This window comes from Pontibacter roseus DSM 17521, assembly GCF_000373265.1.
Lineage (GTDB): Bacteria > Bacteroidota > Bacteroidia > Cytophagales > Hymenobacteraceae > Pontibacter > Pontibacter roseus.
Genome location: NZ_KB890761.1, coordinates 811,705 through 824,589, shown reverse-complemented (window position 1 = coordinate 824,589; position 12,885 = coordinate 811,705). Strand labels below are relative to the sequence as shown.

Genomic DNA, 12,885 nt, shown 5'->3' with positions numbered 1-12,885 from the left:
GAGCAGCAGCGCATTCCTACAAAGTTACGAAAAAATAAGGGGAGGTGTGGGGATGGTCTTCCTTTATGCCTAATCAGACTAGCTCAGGGCTTCAGTAAGCTAAAGGAAAAAGGATAATGTGATTGTGCAGAGTCTTTACTAACAAGCCAGCATACCTTAATAATGTATAGCGCATTCAGGAAGTAAAACAAGATGTAGGCAGCAAATACATACCAGGAGCCGGGGTAGTGTAGCATCTTCATCAATGCAAAAGCTAAAGCGAGCGGATAGGTCAGCAGCGACCATGTAATTTGAAAGTTTAATAAGCTAATGCCTTGCTCATATACATGGAGCACTTTCTTTTTCTGTGTTATCCAGATAATCAGCGGGAAGATAATGTTACCGAGAGGCAGCAGTAAATACGACAGCACCGACAAGTGCATCAGCAGCAGCACGCCTTTGTCTGCCTCCTTGCCGTAGTCGTATACCTGCTCTACATCTATTCCAAGTGACTGGCATATGGATTTTAAGGTATATCCTCTCGGCTCGGTCTCCTCTTTTTCTATACGTTGCAAAGTTCGCAGGCTTATACCTGCACTCTCCGAGAGCTCCTCCTGGCTAAGACCTTTTCTTTTTCGTATTTCTAGAATCTTGTTACCTAAGTTCTTCATGGTGTCTGCAGATTTGTTTCTCAATACTACATTAAAAGTATCATCTGAGCTGACGGTATTTCTATGACATTCCTACGACATTTATGACTAACAGACTTCAAAAGGCTATAAATGCATAAAGCTGTTCGTAAAAACAGCTTTATGCACGTCCATTGATGAACCTATACCTTAATTCTCTTTCTTTGGCACGATGATGAAAACATCTTCTCCGGGGCGCCTCATCAGGTACTGTTCGCGCGCGAATTTCTCCAGCAGTTCCGGGTTGCCCATCAGCTCGCGGCGGTCCTTCTCCACTTCCACCATCTTATCCAGGTAATACTGCTTCATTTCTTCCTTATCCTTCAGTTCCCGGTTCATCTGGTACTGCGTGATAAAGTCATTAGAATCGAAAAAGAGCATCCACACCACAAACAACACGGAGGTAATGAAATAGAAACTTCGGAAAAACTTGGGGATGCGCTTGAGCATAGAGATACTACTAAAGGTGCTTATACAAAAATAAGGCTGTGAGTCATAAACCCACAGCCTTACACCTAAAATATTTTCAAATCCTATATTAGAACTTCCTGCCAGGGTAATAGGCTATCTCGCCCAGCTCCTCTTCAATGCGAAGCAGCTGGTTGTATTTGGCCATACGGTCAGAGCGGGAAGCAGAACCGGTCTTGATTTGGCCGGTGTTCAGCGCCACCGCCAAGTCTGCGATGGTATTGTCCTCTGTCTCGCCAGACCGGTGGGACATCACACTCTTATACCCGTGGCGCAGGCCCAGGTTGATGGCGTTGATGGTCTCGGTCAGGGTGCCTATCTGGTTCACCTTAATCAAGATGGAGTTCGCCACACCTTGGTCTATACCTTGCTGGAGGCGGTTCACGTTCGTTACGAACAGGTCATCGCCCACCAGCTGTACCTTGTTGCCAATGGTCTCTGTCAGTTCTTTCCAGCCTTTCCAATCGTCTTCATCCATACCATCCTCTATAGAGGCGATAGGGTACTTCTCTGTCCATTCCTTCCAGTAGCTTACCATTTCTGATGAAGTCAGCTTATCACCCGTAGATTTCTTGAAGGTATAGAGTCCGGTAGACTTGTCGTAGAACTCAGAGCTGGCAGCATCCATGGCAATCATCATGTCGTCGCCTGGCTTGTAGCCTGCCGCTTCGATGGCCTGTAGCACCACTTCAATCGCTTCCACGTTTGACGCGATGTTCGGAGCAAAACCACCCTCGTCGCCTACGTTCGTGGAGAGGCCTTTTTTCTTCAGCACGTTCTTCAGGTGGTGGAACACCTCAGAGCCCATACGCAACGCCTCAGAAAAGGACGGCGCGCCTACCGGCATAATCATGAACTCCTGGAAATCAATGGCGTTGTCTGCGTGGCTGCCACCGTTGAGGATGTTCATCATAGGTACAGGCAACGTATTCGCGTTCACGCCACCCACGTAGCGGTAAAGCGGCATACCCAGTTCCTGCGCGGCAGCACGGGCAATCGCCAGCGAAACACCCAGAATGGCATTGGCACCCAAGTTTCCTTTGTTGTCAGAGCCATCGAGTTCAATCATGATTTTGTCCAGCAGGTTTTGGTCGAATACCGGAAAACCAACGAGCTCCTCAGCGATTCTGTCGTTGACATTCTTGACGGCCTGCAGTACGCCTTTGCCCATGTACCTGCCTTTGTCGCCATCGCGCAACTCCACGGCCTCATGAACGCCTGTGGAAGCACCGGATGGAACCGCAGCACGGCCCAAAACGCCATTCTCAGTAAACACATCTACCTCAACAGTAGGATTGCCTCTTGAATCGAAAATCTGCCTGGCTTTGATATCTGTTATTAAGCTCATTGGGTTTGTTTTTATATAGTTTTACTTGTATTGCTCTAGTAGCGCGATGAAATCATCGAACAGGTAGGTAGAATCGTGCGGTCCCGGCGACGATTCAGGGTGGTACTGTACCGAGAAAGCTGGCTTGCCCTTCATGCGTATACCTTCCACCGTGTTGTCGTTGAGGTTGATGTGCGTTACCTCTACGTTAGGGTGGTTTTTGAGTTGCTCAGCGTCCACCACAAACCCATGGTTCTGTGACGTGATTTCGCTCAGTCCGGTAATCAGGTTCTTCACCGGGTGATTGAGCCCTCTGTGCCCGTTGTGCATTTTGTAGGTGGCTATACCATTCGCCTGTGCCAGCATCTGGTGTCCCATGCAAATCCCGAACATCGGCTTCTCCTTATCTAGAATCTGTTTCACACTTTCAATGGCCACTTTTGTAGCCGCTGGGTCGCCAGGACCATTGGATACGAAATAGCCATCCGGATTCCATTTTTCCATCTCCTCAAAAGGAGTATTATAAGGGAACACCTTCACCTCACAACCGCGTTGGACAAGGTTATACAGGCTGTTACGCTTCACACCCAAGTCCAGCACGGCCACCCTGTACTTCACCTCTTCAGGACGCATGTCATACTCCTTATTGGTGCTAACTTCAGAGGCAAGCTCTAGGCCGGCCATGGAAGGCACTTCCTCTAACCTGCGCTTCAGTACTTCAATGTCTGTCGTCTCCGAAGAAATGATGCCATTCATAGCACCCTTGTCACGTATGTAGCGCACCAACGCACGTGTATCTATCTCACAGATGCCAACTATACCAGATTTCTCAAAATAGTCCTGCAGCGAGCCTTCAGCTGATTTACGGGAGAAGTGATGCGAAAACTCCTTACAAACTAGACCGTTAATCTGAATCTTATCAGATTCCACCTCTTCCGACTGCACACCATAATTACCGATGTGCGAAAAGGTGGTAATAACAAGCTGACCAAAATAAGAAGGGTCCGTGAAAATTTCCTGATAGCCCGTCATACCTGTATTAAAGCATAACTCACCACCAGTAGTACCTATACGCCCCAGGCTTTTGCCTGTGAAAACAGTACCGTCTTTTAATAAGAGAATTGCTTCGGAGGATGTATGTTTCTTCATTATTTATATTTGATGCAAAAATAAAAAAGGGACACGACTTCCGTCATGTCCCTTTAAGATATTTCAAAAGCTATGCTTATTCAGCATCTTTCGTCGCCTCAGTAGTACCTTCAGCCTCTGGAGTTGCCGGAGCAGCAGCATCAGTCGACTCAGCGCCTTTCTTCTTAGAAGAAGTACGACGGCGGGTCTTCTTAGCGCCAGCAGCAGCACCAGTTGTTGACAGCATGTCTTCGTTGTAGTCTACAAGCTCGATAACACACATTTCTGCGTTGTCACCTAATCTGTAACCAGTCTTCAGAATGCGGGTATAACCACCTGGTCTGGAAGCAATTTTAGCAGATACTTCATCAAAAAGCTCCTTCACAGACTCTTTGTCCTGCAGGTAGGCAAATACCGTTCTTCTTGAGTGAGTAGTATCATTCTTAGATTTTGTCAGCAGTGGCTCCACATACTTGCGAAGTGCTTTAGCCTTAGCTACTGTAGTAGAAAGACGCTTGTGCAGGATAAGGGAAGCAGCCATGTTTGACAGCATTGCCTTACGGTGTGAAGCGGTTCTTCCTAAGTGATTTACTTTTTTACCGTGTCTCATTTTTTGAATTGTGCACGTGCATACCGTCAATCAACCTTTTCAGGGATTGGGAATTATGCCGTAGATGAATTAATCTTCTTCCAGTTTATATTTAGAAAGGTCCATACCAAAAGTCAGGCCTTTCTCTTGTACCAAGTTCTCCAACTCAGTCAATGACTTCTTACCAAAGTTACGGAACTTCATCATGTCAGAGATATCAAGCTGCACCAGGTCACCAAGCGTTTTAATGTCGGCAGCCTTTAAGCAGTTGTAAGCTCTCACTGATAAATCCATATCCTGAAGTGATGTCTTCAGGACTTTGCGCATATGCAGCAGTTCCTCATCTACAGCCTCCTCTTCTTCAGGCTTGGCTGTCTCGAACGTCATAGTGTTGTCAGAGAAGAGCATAAAGTGCTGAATAAGGATATTCGCAGCTCCTTTAAGAGCATCTTCTGGATGGATCGAACCGTCAGTCTGTATGTCAAGCACTAGCTTTTCATAGTCAGTCTTCTGCTCAACACGCGTGTTCTCTACACTGAACTTCACGTTTTTGATAGGCGTGAAGATTGCGTCGATAGGGATAAGTCCGAATACCTGATCGGCTGGCTTATTGTCTTCAGCTGGTACGTAACCACGTCCCTTCTGAATGGTAAGCTCAACCTCAAGCGTCATGTTCTTATCCATGTTGCAAATCACCAGCTCTGGGTTCAACACCTCAAAGCTAGTAGAAAACTTATTTATGTCACCAGCAGTGAAAGTATCCTGTCCAGAGATAGTAACCGTGATTTTGTCATCAATCACTTCGCTTACCTTTCTAAAGCGAACCATTTTCAGGTTCAGGATGATGTCAGATACATCCTCCACTACGCCTTCAACAGACGAGAACTCATGCAGTACACCAGGTATGCGAACGCTAGTAATTGCAAATCCTTCCAGAGAAGAAAGCAATATCCTTCGCAGAGCATTACCGATGGTTACACCGTAACCTTTTTCAAGCGGCTTGAATTCAAATAAACCATGAAAGTCGTCGGCTTTTTCCATCACAACTTTCTCTGGCATTTGAAATGCTAATATTGACATACTTGCAGTGTTAAAGGTTAAAAAATTGATTAAGCGGCTTACTTAGAGTAAAGCTCGACGATTAGCTGCTCCTGAATTTTCTCAGGAATTTGGTCACGCTGAGGCGCAGCCACAAATCTACCAACCATGCTAGCTCCGTCCCACTCTAACCAGCTGAACGCACGTGCATTTCGCACTGTCAGGCTAGTAGTAATGGCTTCTAGAGATTTAGACTTTTCTCTAACAGCTACCGTTTGACCAACTTTCAAGCTATAAGAAGGAATGTTAACGATTTCACCGTCAACCGTAATGTGTTTGTGCAACACAAGCTGGCGAGCAGCTCTTCTTGTTGGAGCGATACCAAGTCTATAAACAGTGTTATCTAGCCTTGACTCAAGAAGTATCAACAAGTTCTCACCAGTGATACCACCTTTTCTGGCTGCTTTTTCGAAGAGATTAGCGAACTGCTTCTCAAGCATGCCATAGATATATTTTGCTTTCTGCTTTTCAGCAAGCTGAATCGCATACTCTGACTGCTTCTTACGACGACCACGGCCGTGCATCCCTGGAGGATAGCTTTTCTTTTTTAATGCTTTGCTTGGGCCGAAAATCTCTTCGCTGAATTTTCTAGAGATTTTGCTTTTAGGACCAGTATATCTTGCCATTGTATTTAATCTGATTTACTAATTAAACTCTTCTGCGTTTAGGAGGACGACATCCGTTGTGTGGAAGTGGAGTAACGTCCTTGATAGTCGTCACTTCGATTCCAGTATTTTGCACAGTACGGATGGCGGACTCTCTACCTGCACCTGGACCTTTTACAAATACTTCAGCTTTGCGCATACCTAAGTCATAAGCAACTTTAGCGCAGTCTGAAGCTGCCATTTGTGCAGCGTAAGGAGTGTTCTTTTTAGAACCTTTGAAACCCATTTTACCAGCAGAAGCCCAAGAGATAACTTGTCCTGCGTTATTGGTTACTGAGATAATGATATTATTGAAAGAAGCTTTGATGTGTACTTGGCCAGTTGATTCTACAACTACTACACGCTTTTTAGCTTTGTCTTTTCTTTTCTGAGCCATGATCAAAAATTATTTAGAAGCCTTCTTCTTGTTTGCTACTGTCTTACGCTTACCCTTTCTTGTGCGCGAGTTGTTCTTAGTGCGCTGACCACGTACAGGTAGACCTTTACGGTGTCTCAAACCACGGTAGCAGCCAATATCAAGAAGACGCTTAATATGCAATTGCACTTCAGATCTTAAAACACCTTCTGTTTTAACCTCTGCTGCAATGATATTTCTTATCTCATTAGCTTCATCTTCGGTCCAGTCTTTCACCTTTTTGTCAAGATCCACCCCGGCCTTAGTAAGAATCGATTGAGAAAGCTTACGACCTATACCGAAAATGTAGGTCAAAGAGATTTCTCCTCTTTTGTTATCCGGAATATCTACTCCTGCTATTCTTGCCATAATAAATAATTATCCTTGTCTTTGTTTATATCTTGGATTTTTTTTGTTGATTACATAAAGCTTCCCCTTGCGGCGGATAACTTTACATTCAGCACTTCTTTTCTTTACTGATGCTTTAACTTTCATTGTAATTTATTTATATCGATAAACAATTCTACCTTTGGTTAAATCATATGGAGACATCTCCAGTTTAACCCTATCACCTGGTAAGATTTTGATGTAGTTCATTCTCATTTTACCTGAGATATGAGCTACGACCTGATGACCATTTTCTAACTCTACCCGAAACATGGCATTTGATAATGCTTCTATGATAGTTCCGTCTTGTTCGATAGAGGACTGCTTCGCCATTTATTGATTTTTAGCTTTATCTATGTAATCAAAAGTTGTTAATACTTCTGCTTTGTCTTTGCGTATTACTACTGTGTGTTCAAAATGAGCCGAAGGCTTTTTATCTCTGGTCCTAATTGTCCATCCGTCCTCTTCCTGAACAATGTATCTCGTACCCAAATTAACCATAGGCTCTATGGCAAGCACCAAACCATTTTGAAGCTTTAGCCCTTGTCCACGCTTCCCATAATTAGGCACTTCTGGAGATTCATGTAAATCTTTTCCGATTCCATGACCTACTAATTCTCTTACAACTCCGTAGCCAAAGCTTTCAGCATGTTGCTGAATGGCGTGGCTGACATCACCTAATCTAGAACCGACAATGGCTTTTTCAATTCCTTTATACAAAGACTCCTTTGTGACTGAAAGTAGTTGAGAAACTTCTAATGAAACATCACCTACGGGATGAGTATAAGCGCAGTCACTATGAAAACCATTGTAGTAAACACCACAGTCAACAGAAATCACATCGCCATCGTTCAAAACATACTTGCTAGGCATTCCATGCACAACTGTAGAATTAACAGAGATGCATAAGCTGTATGGGAATCCGTTGTAATTCTTAAATGAAGGAATACCTCCACTATCTTTGATGAATTCTTCGGCTCTCTGATCAAGAGCAGCTGTTGAGACACCCTCTTTTATAAGAAGAGCTATTTCGCCATGTGCTTTGCTTAATATCAAAGCACTCTGGCGAATTAGCTCTATTTCTTCTTCAGTTTTGTAAAATATCATTTTAGGATACCATGGCGATGTTTTCTGTTCTACCTCTCAGCTTTCCAGATTTCATCATGCCATCGTAATGACGCATTAATAAGTAGCTTTCAATTTGTTGCAGAGTGTCCAATACTACACCTACCATGATGATAAGCGAAGTACCTCCGAAGAACTGAGAAAATTCTCTGGTTACACCAAGAAGCATCGCAATGGAAGGAAAGATAGCTACAAGAGCAAGATAGATGGCTCCAGGCAGCGTTATCTTTGTAAGAATGTTATCAATATATTCTGAAGTCGCGCGGCCTGGCTTAACACCTGGCACAAAACCGCCACTTCTTTTCAAGTCATCTGCAATCTGGTTTGGATTCACACTAATCGCTGTATAGAAATACGTGAAGATTAGAATCATCAATCCAAACACAACATTGTACTGCCAGGAGGTGAAGTCAGAAAACGTAGCACCAATATAACTGGCAGTTTCATTGGTATCTGCCCATATAGAAGCCACCATAGAAGGCAGGAACATCAGAGACTGCGCGAAAATGATAGGCATAACACCCGCCGCATTCACCTTCAATGGAATGAACTGACGCTGACCGCTGTAGAGTGAGCTTCCCCCCACCTGCTTTGCATACTGAACAGGAATTCTTCTTACAGCCTGCGTAAGCATCACAACAGACATCACTACAAAGAACAGAACCACCAGCTCAAATATGAAAACAAGAGCCCCATTCAACTCTTTGGATAAGGCCTCAGCTACAATAGCACCTGGGAATCGGGATATGATACCTATCATGATAAGCATGGAGATACCATTACCTATACCTTTATCCGTTATTCGTTCACCCAACCACATACAGAAAATAGTACCTGAAGTAAGCACTATCATGGAGGTAATAGTAAACAGTGTTGTATTGATAACAATTGCTTCGCTGTTGATTGTCGCAACAAATCCTACAGCCTGTGCTAATGTTATAATAATAGTAAGAACTCGGGTGATTTGGTTGATTTTCTTTCGACCAGACTCACCCTCCTTCTGCATCTTTTGGAAATAAGGAACAGCAATAGTGAGTAGCTGCAATACGATAGAAGCTGATATATATGGCATGATACCCAACGCAAAGATGGAAGCATTGCTAAATGCTCCACCTAAGAAAGTATCTAATAGACCGAATATTCCGGTCGTATTAGCTTTGAGTTGGTTAGGATCGACACCAGGAAGAACAACATAAGAACCTAATCTGAAAATAGCTATAAATCCGATGGTGTTGAGAATCCTAATCCTCAAATCATCAATAGCAAAAATGTTCTTGATTGTTGTTATAAACTTCTTCATAAAAATTAAAGAGCTACTGTTTTACCGCCTGCTTTTTCAATGGATGAAATGGCAGTTTGAGAAAAAGCATGAGCGTGTACCTCTACAGCTGTGGATATCTCTCCTCTACCAAGTACTTTTACTTTATCATTCTTAGACACCAAACCGTGGGCCTTGAAGAAATCAAAGTTAAGAACTTTTTCGTTAGTCTCAGCAGCTAATTTCTCAACAACATCTAAATTGATAGCTTTATATTCAACTCTGTTGAAATTCTTAAAGCCGAATTTAGGAACTCGTCTTTGAAGTGGCATCTGACCGCCTTCGAACCCAGATTTCTGGGAATAGCCTGAACGAGATTTAGCACCTTTGTGTCCTCTGGTAGAAGTTCCACCTCTACCTGAGCCTGTACCTCTGCCTATTCTCTTTCTAGCCTTTACAGATCCTTCTGCAGGTTTTAATGAATTCAAATACATGTTAAATGTCTTTTACTTCTACTAAATTGTGAACCTTGTTAACCATACCAGCAATCTGAGGAGTCAATTCAACAGTCACTGATTTATTGATTTTACCAAGTCCCAGTGCTTGTATTGTAAGCTTCTGGCTCTTAGGTCTGTCAATTATGCTTTTAACTTGTGTGATTGTTACTTTAGCCATCTCAATTAACCGTTAAATACTTTTTGCAAATTAACTCCTCGCTGCTGAGCTACGGCCAATGGGTCACGCATCTTTGATAGAGCGTCAAAGGTAGCCTTAACTACGTTGTGAGGATTCGAAGAGCCTTTAGACTTGCAAAGCACGTCTTTGATACCTGCACTTTCCAGTACGGCACGCATTGCACCACCTGCTATTACACCAGTACCCTGGGCTGCCGGCTTCACAAGAACGAAGCCACCTGAATACTTACCTTCCATTGCATGAGGAACGGTATGGTGATAAAGAGGAACCTTTACCAGGTTTTTCTTGGCATCGTCTATACCCTTAGCGATAGCGTCAGTAACTTCATTGGCTTTGCCCAATCCGTAGCCTACTACGCCATTGCCGTCTCCAACAACTACGATAGCAGCAAAGCTGAATCTTCTACCACCTTTAACTACTTTGGCAACACGGTTGATAGCTACTACTCTTTCCTTTAGTTCTATCTCGCTAGCCTTCACACTGCGAACATTATTCTTCAACATAACTTCTTAGAATTTAAGGCCAGCTTCACGAGCGCCTTCAGCCAATGATTTTACTTTGCCGTGGTACAGATAACCTGAACGGTCAAACACAACCTGTGTAATGCCCAGTTCGATAGCCTTAGCACCTATTTCTTTACCTACTTGGTTCGATACTGAAATATTAGCGTTTGTTACACCATCAATCTTCGCAGAAGAGGCAGCAGCTAAAGTTTTTCCTGTTGTATCATCGATTAACTGCGCGTAGATAGCTTTGTTGCTTCTGAAAACAGATAACCTTGGTCTGGCAGGAGTACCAGAAATCTTGTTTCTGATACTTCTCTTAATTCTAAGTCTTCTTTGTACTTTATTTGCAGACATGATGATGATTATTTAGACGCTGTCTTACCAGCTTTTCTTCTTACAACTTCACCCACAAAACGTATACCCTTACCTTTGTAAGGCTCTACTTTGCGGAGCGATCTGATTTTAGCGGCAACCTGTCCTATCAATTGCTTGTCATTGCTTTCAAGCGTGATAACAGGTGCTTTACCTTTTTCTGTAACAGCAGATGCTGATACTTCAGCAGGCATTGTCATGAAGATGTTGTGCGAATATCCTAGAGCAAGCTCAAGAATGTTACCTTGAACAGTAGCTTTATAACCTACACCCATAAGCTCCAGCTGCTCCTTATAGCCTTGTGTAACACCCACCACCATGTTGTTGATGAGTGAACGGTAAAGACCATGCATCGCTTTGTGACGCTTCTGCTCTGTAGGACGCTCAACTACTATCTGACCGTCTTCTTGACGAACGATGATGTCTCTGTCAACAGGTGTTGTCAAAGTTCCCTTTGGCCCTTTCACAGTCACCACATTGTTCTCACCTACTGTTACCTGAATATCGTTTGGCAGGGTGATTGGCAATTTTCCTATACGTGACATTGTCTATCCTCCTATTAGTAAACGTAACACAATACCTCACCACCTACATTCAGTGATTTGGCTTCTTTTTCAGTCATCACACCTTTAGAAGTTGAAAGAATAGCTACACCCAGGCCATTGAGGACGCGAGGCAAGTTATCATTTCCGGTGTACTTACGAAGCCCTGGCTTACTAACCCGCTCTAGTTTCACAATAGCAGACTGCTTAGTAGTAGGGTTGTATTTCAGAGCGATTTTGATTGTACCTTGTACAGCTGCATCATCAAATTTATAGCTTTGGATGTAGCCTTTGTCATACAATACTTTTGTAATCTCTTTCTTTATATTGCTAGATGGTATTTCAACTACTCTGTGGTTTGCCTTGATGGCGTTACGCACTCTAGTTAAATAATCTGCTATTGGATCTGAGTTCATTATGAATCACTTAAATCTTGATTGCTTTTTTCTAAGCGAGCGGCAAAGATAAGAATATCTTTTCTTCTTTCTTAGTGTATTAAGAAAAAATTACCAGCTGGACTTTGTTACTCCAGGAATTTTACCAGCAGAAGCAAGCTCTCTGAAAGTAACACGAGAAATACCAAACTTTCTCATGTAGCCACGTGGCCTTCCGGTTAGCTTGCAACGATTGTGTAGTCTAACAGGAGAAGAGTTCTTCGGAAGTTTATCCAGTGCCTCGTAATCCCCTTTTGCCTTTAATTCAGCACGCTTAGCAGCATATTTAGCTACTAATTTTTGTCTCTTAAGCTCTCTCGCTTTTACTGCTTCTTTCGCCATTTTACTTATTTCTTAACATTAGTGAAAGGCATACCAAAAGCTTTAAGCAGTTCGTAACTCTCCTCGTCAGTCTGAGCTGTAGTTACAAAGGTGATATCCATACCACTGATAGCTTTTACTTTATCGATGCTAATTTCTGGGAAGATTATCTGCTCTTTTACACCCAAGGTATAGTTGCCTCTACCATCGAAGCCTTTGTCGTTCACACCTCTGAAGTCACGAACACGTGGAAGTGCGATAGTCAACAAACGGTCCAGGAACTCATACATTTTCTGACCTCTCAATGTCACGCGGGCACCGATTGGCATACCTTCACGTAATTTGAAGTTGGAAACTGATTTTTTTGCGATAGTAGCTACAGCCTTTTGACCAGAGATAGTGGTTAGTTCTTCCACACCAATATCTACCAGCTTTTTGTCAGCTACAGCAGCACCTATACCTTTGTTGATGGAAATCTTAGTGATTTTAGGCACCTGCATGACGTTCTTGTATTGGAACTTCTCTTTAAGTGCAGGCACTACCTCATTCTGGTATTTCTCTTTTAATCTTGCAGTTGCCATATTAGATTACCTCTCCTGTTTTTTTAGAATAACGCTCTGTTTTACCTTCGCTGTTTTTTCTTTTGCCAACCTTGGTAGTAGCACCAGTCTTTGGGTCAACAAGTGCAACATTGCTAGCGTGAATAGGAGCTTCAACTTTTGTTATACCACCCTGAGGATTCTTTGCACTTGGCTTCGAATGTTTCGTCACCATGTTCAATCCTTCGATAGTTACCTTTTGCTTCTCAATATTTACAGCAGTAATGCGGCCTGTCTTACCGCGCTCGTCACCAGCAAGTACTTTTACTGTATCGCCAGTCTTTACATGAAGTTTATTCTTATTCATC

The 12,885-nt window shown here is 43.1% G+C and carries 22 protein-coding genes; all 22 read right to left on the bottom strand.

What is annotated here, in order from left to right; all coding sequences use genetic code 11:
* Positions 1 to 83: 83 nt before the first annotated feature.
* Positions 84 to 650 (bottom strand): helix-turn-helix domain-containing protein, encoded by a 567-nt coding sequence (locus tag B051_RS0103905; protein WP_033316707.1) that lies wholly within the window; start codon positions 648 to 650, stop codon positions 84 to 86.
* Between the two features lie 168 nt (positions 651 to 818).
* Positions 819 to 1,118: an FtsB family cell division protein gene (locus B051_RS0103900; RefSeq protein WP_018476869.1), complete on the bottom strand. Its 300-nt coding sequence runs from the start codon at positions 1,116 to 1,118 to the stop codon at positions 819 to 821.
* 88 nt (positions 1,119 to 1,206) lie between these two features.
* A complete protein-coding gene (gene eno / locus B051_RS0103895; RefSeq protein ID WP_018476868.1) occupies positions 1,207 to 2,484 on the bottom strand; it encodes a phosphopyruvate hydratase in 1,278 nt (425 codons plus the stop codon).
* Positions 2,485 to 2,505: 21 nt separating this feature from the next.
* Positions 2,506 to 3,612 carry a glutamine-hydrolyzing carbamoyl-phosphate synthase small subunit gene (gene carA / locus B051_RS0103890; RefSeq protein ID WP_026236174.1) on the bottom strand — a complete coding sequence of 369 codons (1,107 nt, stop codon included), beginning with the start codon at positions 3,610 to 3,612 and terminating at the stop codon, positions 2,506 to 2,508.
* A 76-nt stretch (positions 3,613 to 3,688) separates the two neighbouring features.
* Entirely contained in the window at positions 3,689 to 4,201 is a 513-nt protein-coding gene (gene rplQ, locus B051_RS0103885) for a 50S ribosomal protein L17 (protein WP_026236173.1), read from the bottom strand.
* Between the two features lie 69 nt (positions 4,202 to 4,270).
* On the bottom strand, positions 4,271 to 5,260 hold the full coding sequence (locus tag B051_RS0103880; protein WP_018476865.1) for a DNA-directed RNA polymerase subunit alpha: 990 nt from the start codon (positions 5,258 to 5,260) through the stop codon (positions 4,271 to 4,273).
* Positions 5,261 to 5,298: 38 nt separating this feature from the next.
* Positions 5,299 to 5,904: a 30S ribosomal protein S4 gene (gene rpsD / locus B051_RS0103875; RefSeq protein WP_018476864.1), complete on the bottom strand. Its 606-nt coding sequence runs from the start codon at positions 5,902 to 5,904 to the stop codon at positions 5,299 to 5,301.
* Between the two features lie 22 nt (positions 5,905 to 5,926).
* Entirely contained in the window at positions 5,927 to 6,319 is a 393-nt protein-coding gene (gene rpsK, locus B051_RS0103870) for a 30S ribosomal protein S11 (protein WP_018476863.1), read from the bottom strand.
* A gap of 9 nt (positions 6,320 to 6,328) precedes the next feature.
* Positions 6,329 to 6,706 carry a 30S ribosomal protein S13 gene (rpsM, locus tag B051_RS0103865; protein WP_018476862.1) on the bottom strand — a complete coding sequence of 126 codons (378 nt, stop codon included), beginning with the start codon at positions 6,704 to 6,706 and terminating at the stop codon, positions 6,329 to 6,331.
* Positions 6,707 to 6,715: 9 nt separating this feature from the next.
* Entirely contained in the window at positions 6,716 to 6,832 is a 117-nt protein-coding gene (gene rpmJ / locus B051_RS22150) for a 50S ribosomal protein L36 (protein WP_007654264.1), read from the bottom strand.
* 6 nt (positions 6,833 to 6,838) lie between these two features.
* Positions 6,839 to 7,057 carry a translation initiation factor IF-1 gene (infA, locus tag B051_RS0103860; protein ID WP_018476861.1) on the bottom strand — a complete coding sequence of 73 codons (219 nt, stop codon included), beginning with the start codon at positions 7,055 to 7,057 and terminating at the stop codon, positions 6,839 to 6,841.
* Positions 7,058 to 7,831 (bottom strand): type I methionyl aminopeptidase, encoded by a 774-nt coding sequence (map, locus tag B051_RS0103855; RefSeq protein ID WP_018476860.1) that lies wholly within the window; start codon positions 7,829 to 7,831, stop codon positions 7,058 to 7,060. It lies immediately after the preceding gene.
* A 1-nt stretch (position 7,832) separates the two neighbouring features.
* Complete coding sequence (gene secY / locus B051_RS0103850; RefSeq protein WP_018476859.1) at positions 7,833 to 9,149, bottom strand: preprotein translocase subunit SecY; 1,317 nt, start codon at positions 9,147 to 9,149, stop codon at positions 7,833 to 7,835.
* A gap of 5 nt (positions 9,150 to 9,154) precedes the next feature.
* Positions 9,155 to 9,601, bottom strand: coding sequence for a 50S ribosomal protein L15 (gene rplO, locus B051_RS0103845; protein WP_018476858.1), 447 nt, complete (start codon positions 9,599 to 9,601; stop codon positions 9,155 to 9,157).
* A gap of 1 nt (position 9,602) precedes the next feature.
* A complete protein-coding gene (rpmD, locus tag B051_RS0103840) occupies positions 9,603 to 9,782 on the bottom strand; it encodes a 50S ribosomal protein L30 (RefSeq protein WP_018476857.1) in 180 nt (59 codons plus the stop codon).
* Between the two features lie 5 nt (positions 9,783 to 9,787).
* Positions 9,788 to 10,306, bottom strand: a complete 519-nt coding sequence (rpsE, locus tag B051_RS0103835; RefSeq protein WP_018476856.1) for a 30S ribosomal protein S5 — start codon at positions 10,304 to 10,306, stop codon at positions 9,788 to 9,790.
* A 6-nt stretch (positions 10,307 to 10,312) separates the two neighbouring features.
* The gene (gene rplR / locus B051_RS0103830) at positions 10,313 to 10,663 is read right to left on the bottom strand and encodes a 50S ribosomal protein L18 (protein ID WP_018476855.1); all 351 of its coding nucleotides are present in this window, start codon (positions 10,661 to 10,663) and stop codon (positions 10,313 to 10,315) included.
* Positions 10,664 to 10,671: 8 nt separating this feature from the next.
* A complete protein-coding gene (rplF, locus tag B051_RS0103825; RefSeq protein WP_018476854.1) occupies positions 10,672 to 11,226 on the bottom strand; it encodes a 50S ribosomal protein L6 in 555 nt (184 codons plus the stop codon).
* 14 nt (positions 11,227 to 11,240) lie between these two features.
* On the bottom strand, positions 11,241 to 11,639 hold the full coding sequence (gene rpsH / locus B051_RS0103820) for a 30S ribosomal protein S8 (RefSeq protein ID WP_018476853.1): 399 nt from the start codon (positions 11,637 to 11,639) through the stop codon (positions 11,241 to 11,243).
* 90 nt (positions 11,640 to 11,729) lie between these two features.
* Complete coding sequence (gene rpsN, locus B051_RS0103815) at positions 11,730 to 11,999, bottom strand: 30S ribosomal protein S14 (RefSeq protein ID WP_018476852.1); 270 nt, start codon at positions 11,997 to 11,999, stop codon at positions 11,730 to 11,732.
* A 5-nt stretch (positions 12,000 to 12,004) separates the two neighbouring features.
* Positions 12,005 to 12,559: a 50S ribosomal protein L5 gene (gene rplE, locus B051_RS0103810; protein WP_018476851.1), complete on the bottom strand. Its 555-nt coding sequence runs from the start codon at positions 12,557 to 12,559 to the stop codon at positions 12,005 to 12,007.
* Position 12,560: 1 nt separating this feature from the next.
* The gene (gene rplX, locus B051_RS0103805) at positions 12,561 to 12,884 is read right to left on the bottom strand and encodes a 50S ribosomal protein L24 (protein ID WP_018476850.1); all 324 of its coding nucleotides are present in this window, start codon (positions 12,882 to 12,884) and stop codon (positions 12,561 to 12,563) included.
* Position 12,885: the final 1 nt, after the last annotated feature.

Coding starts and splice junctions, on each gene's coding strand:
- B051_RS0103905 (WP_033316707.1), bottom strand. CDS start 650: ATGAAGAACTTAGGTAACAAGATTCTAGAAATACGAAAAAGAAAAGGT.
- B051_RS0103900 (WP_018476869.1), bottom strand. CDS start 1,118: ATGCTCAAGCGCATCCCCAAGTTTTTCCGAAGTTTCTATTTCATTACC.
- eno (WP_018476868.1), bottom strand. CDS start 2,484: ATGAGCTTAATAACAGATATCAAAGCCAGGCAGATTTTCGATTCAAGA.
- carA (WP_026236174.1), bottom strand. CDS start 3,612: ATGAAGAAACATACATCCTCCGAAGCAATTCTCTTATTAAAAGACGGT.
- rplQ (WP_026236173.1), bottom strand. CDS start 4,201: ATGAGACACGGTAAAAAAGTAAATCACTTAGGAAGAACCGCTTCACAC.
- B051_RS0103880 (WP_018476865.1), bottom strand. CDS start 5,260: ATGTCAATATTAGCATTTCAAATGCCAGAGAAAGTTGTGATGGAAAAA.
- rpsD (WP_018476864.1), bottom strand. CDS start 5,904: ATGGCAAGATATACTGGTCCTAAAAGCAAAATCTCTAGAAAATTCAGC.
- rpsK (WP_018476863.1), bottom strand. CDS start 6,319: ATGGCTCAGAAAAGAAAAGACAAAGCTAAAAAGCGTGTAGTAGTTGTA.
- rpsM (WP_018476862.1), bottom strand. CDS start 6,706: ATGGCAAGAATAGCAGGAGTAGATATTCCGGATAACAAAAGAGGAGAA.
- rpmJ (WP_007654264.1), bottom strand. CDS start 6,832: ATGAAAGTTAAAGCATCAGTAAAGAAAAGAAGTGCTGAATGTAAAGTT.
- infA (WP_018476861.1), bottom strand. CDS start 7,057: ATGGCGAAGCAGTCCTCTATCGAACAAGACGGAACTATCATAGAAGCA.
- map (WP_018476860.1), bottom strand. CDS start 7,831: ATGATATTTTACAAAACTGAAGAAGAAATAGAGCTAATTCGCCAGAGT.
- secY (WP_018476859.1), bottom strand. CDS start 9,149: ATGAAGAAGTTTATAACAACAATCAAGAACATTTTTGCTATTGATGAT.
- rplO (WP_018476858.1), bottom strand. CDS start 9,601: ATGTATTTGAATTCATTAAAACCTGCAGAAGGATCTGTAAAGGCTAGA.
- rpmD (WP_018476857.1), bottom strand. CDS start 9,782: ATGGCTAAAGTAACAATCACACAAGTTAAAAGCATAATTGACAGACCT.
- rpsE (WP_018476856.1), bottom strand. CDS start 10,306: ATGTTGAAGAATAATGTTCGCAGTGTGAAGGCTAGCGAGATAGAACTA.
- rplR (WP_018476855.1), bottom strand. CDS start 10,663: ATGTCTGCAAATAAAGTACAAAGAAGACTTAGAATTAAGAGAAGTATC.
- rplF (WP_018476854.1), bottom strand. CDS start 11,226: ATGTCACGTATAGGAAAATTGCCAATCACCCTGCCAAACGATATTCAG.
- rpsH (WP_018476853.1), bottom strand. CDS start 11,639: ATGAACTCAGATCCAATAGCAGATTATTTAACTAGAGTGCGTAACGCC.
- rpsN (WP_018476852.1), bottom strand. CDS start 11,999: ATGGCGAAAGAAGCAGTAAAAGCGAGAGAGCTTAAGAGACAAAAATTA.
- rplE (WP_018476851.1), bottom strand. CDS start 12,559: ATGGCAACTGCAAGATTAAAAGAGAAATACCAGAATGAGGTAGTGCCT.
- rplX (WP_018476850.1), bottom strand. CDS start 12,884: ATGAATAAGAATAAACTTCATGTAAAGACTGGCGATACAGTAAAAGTA.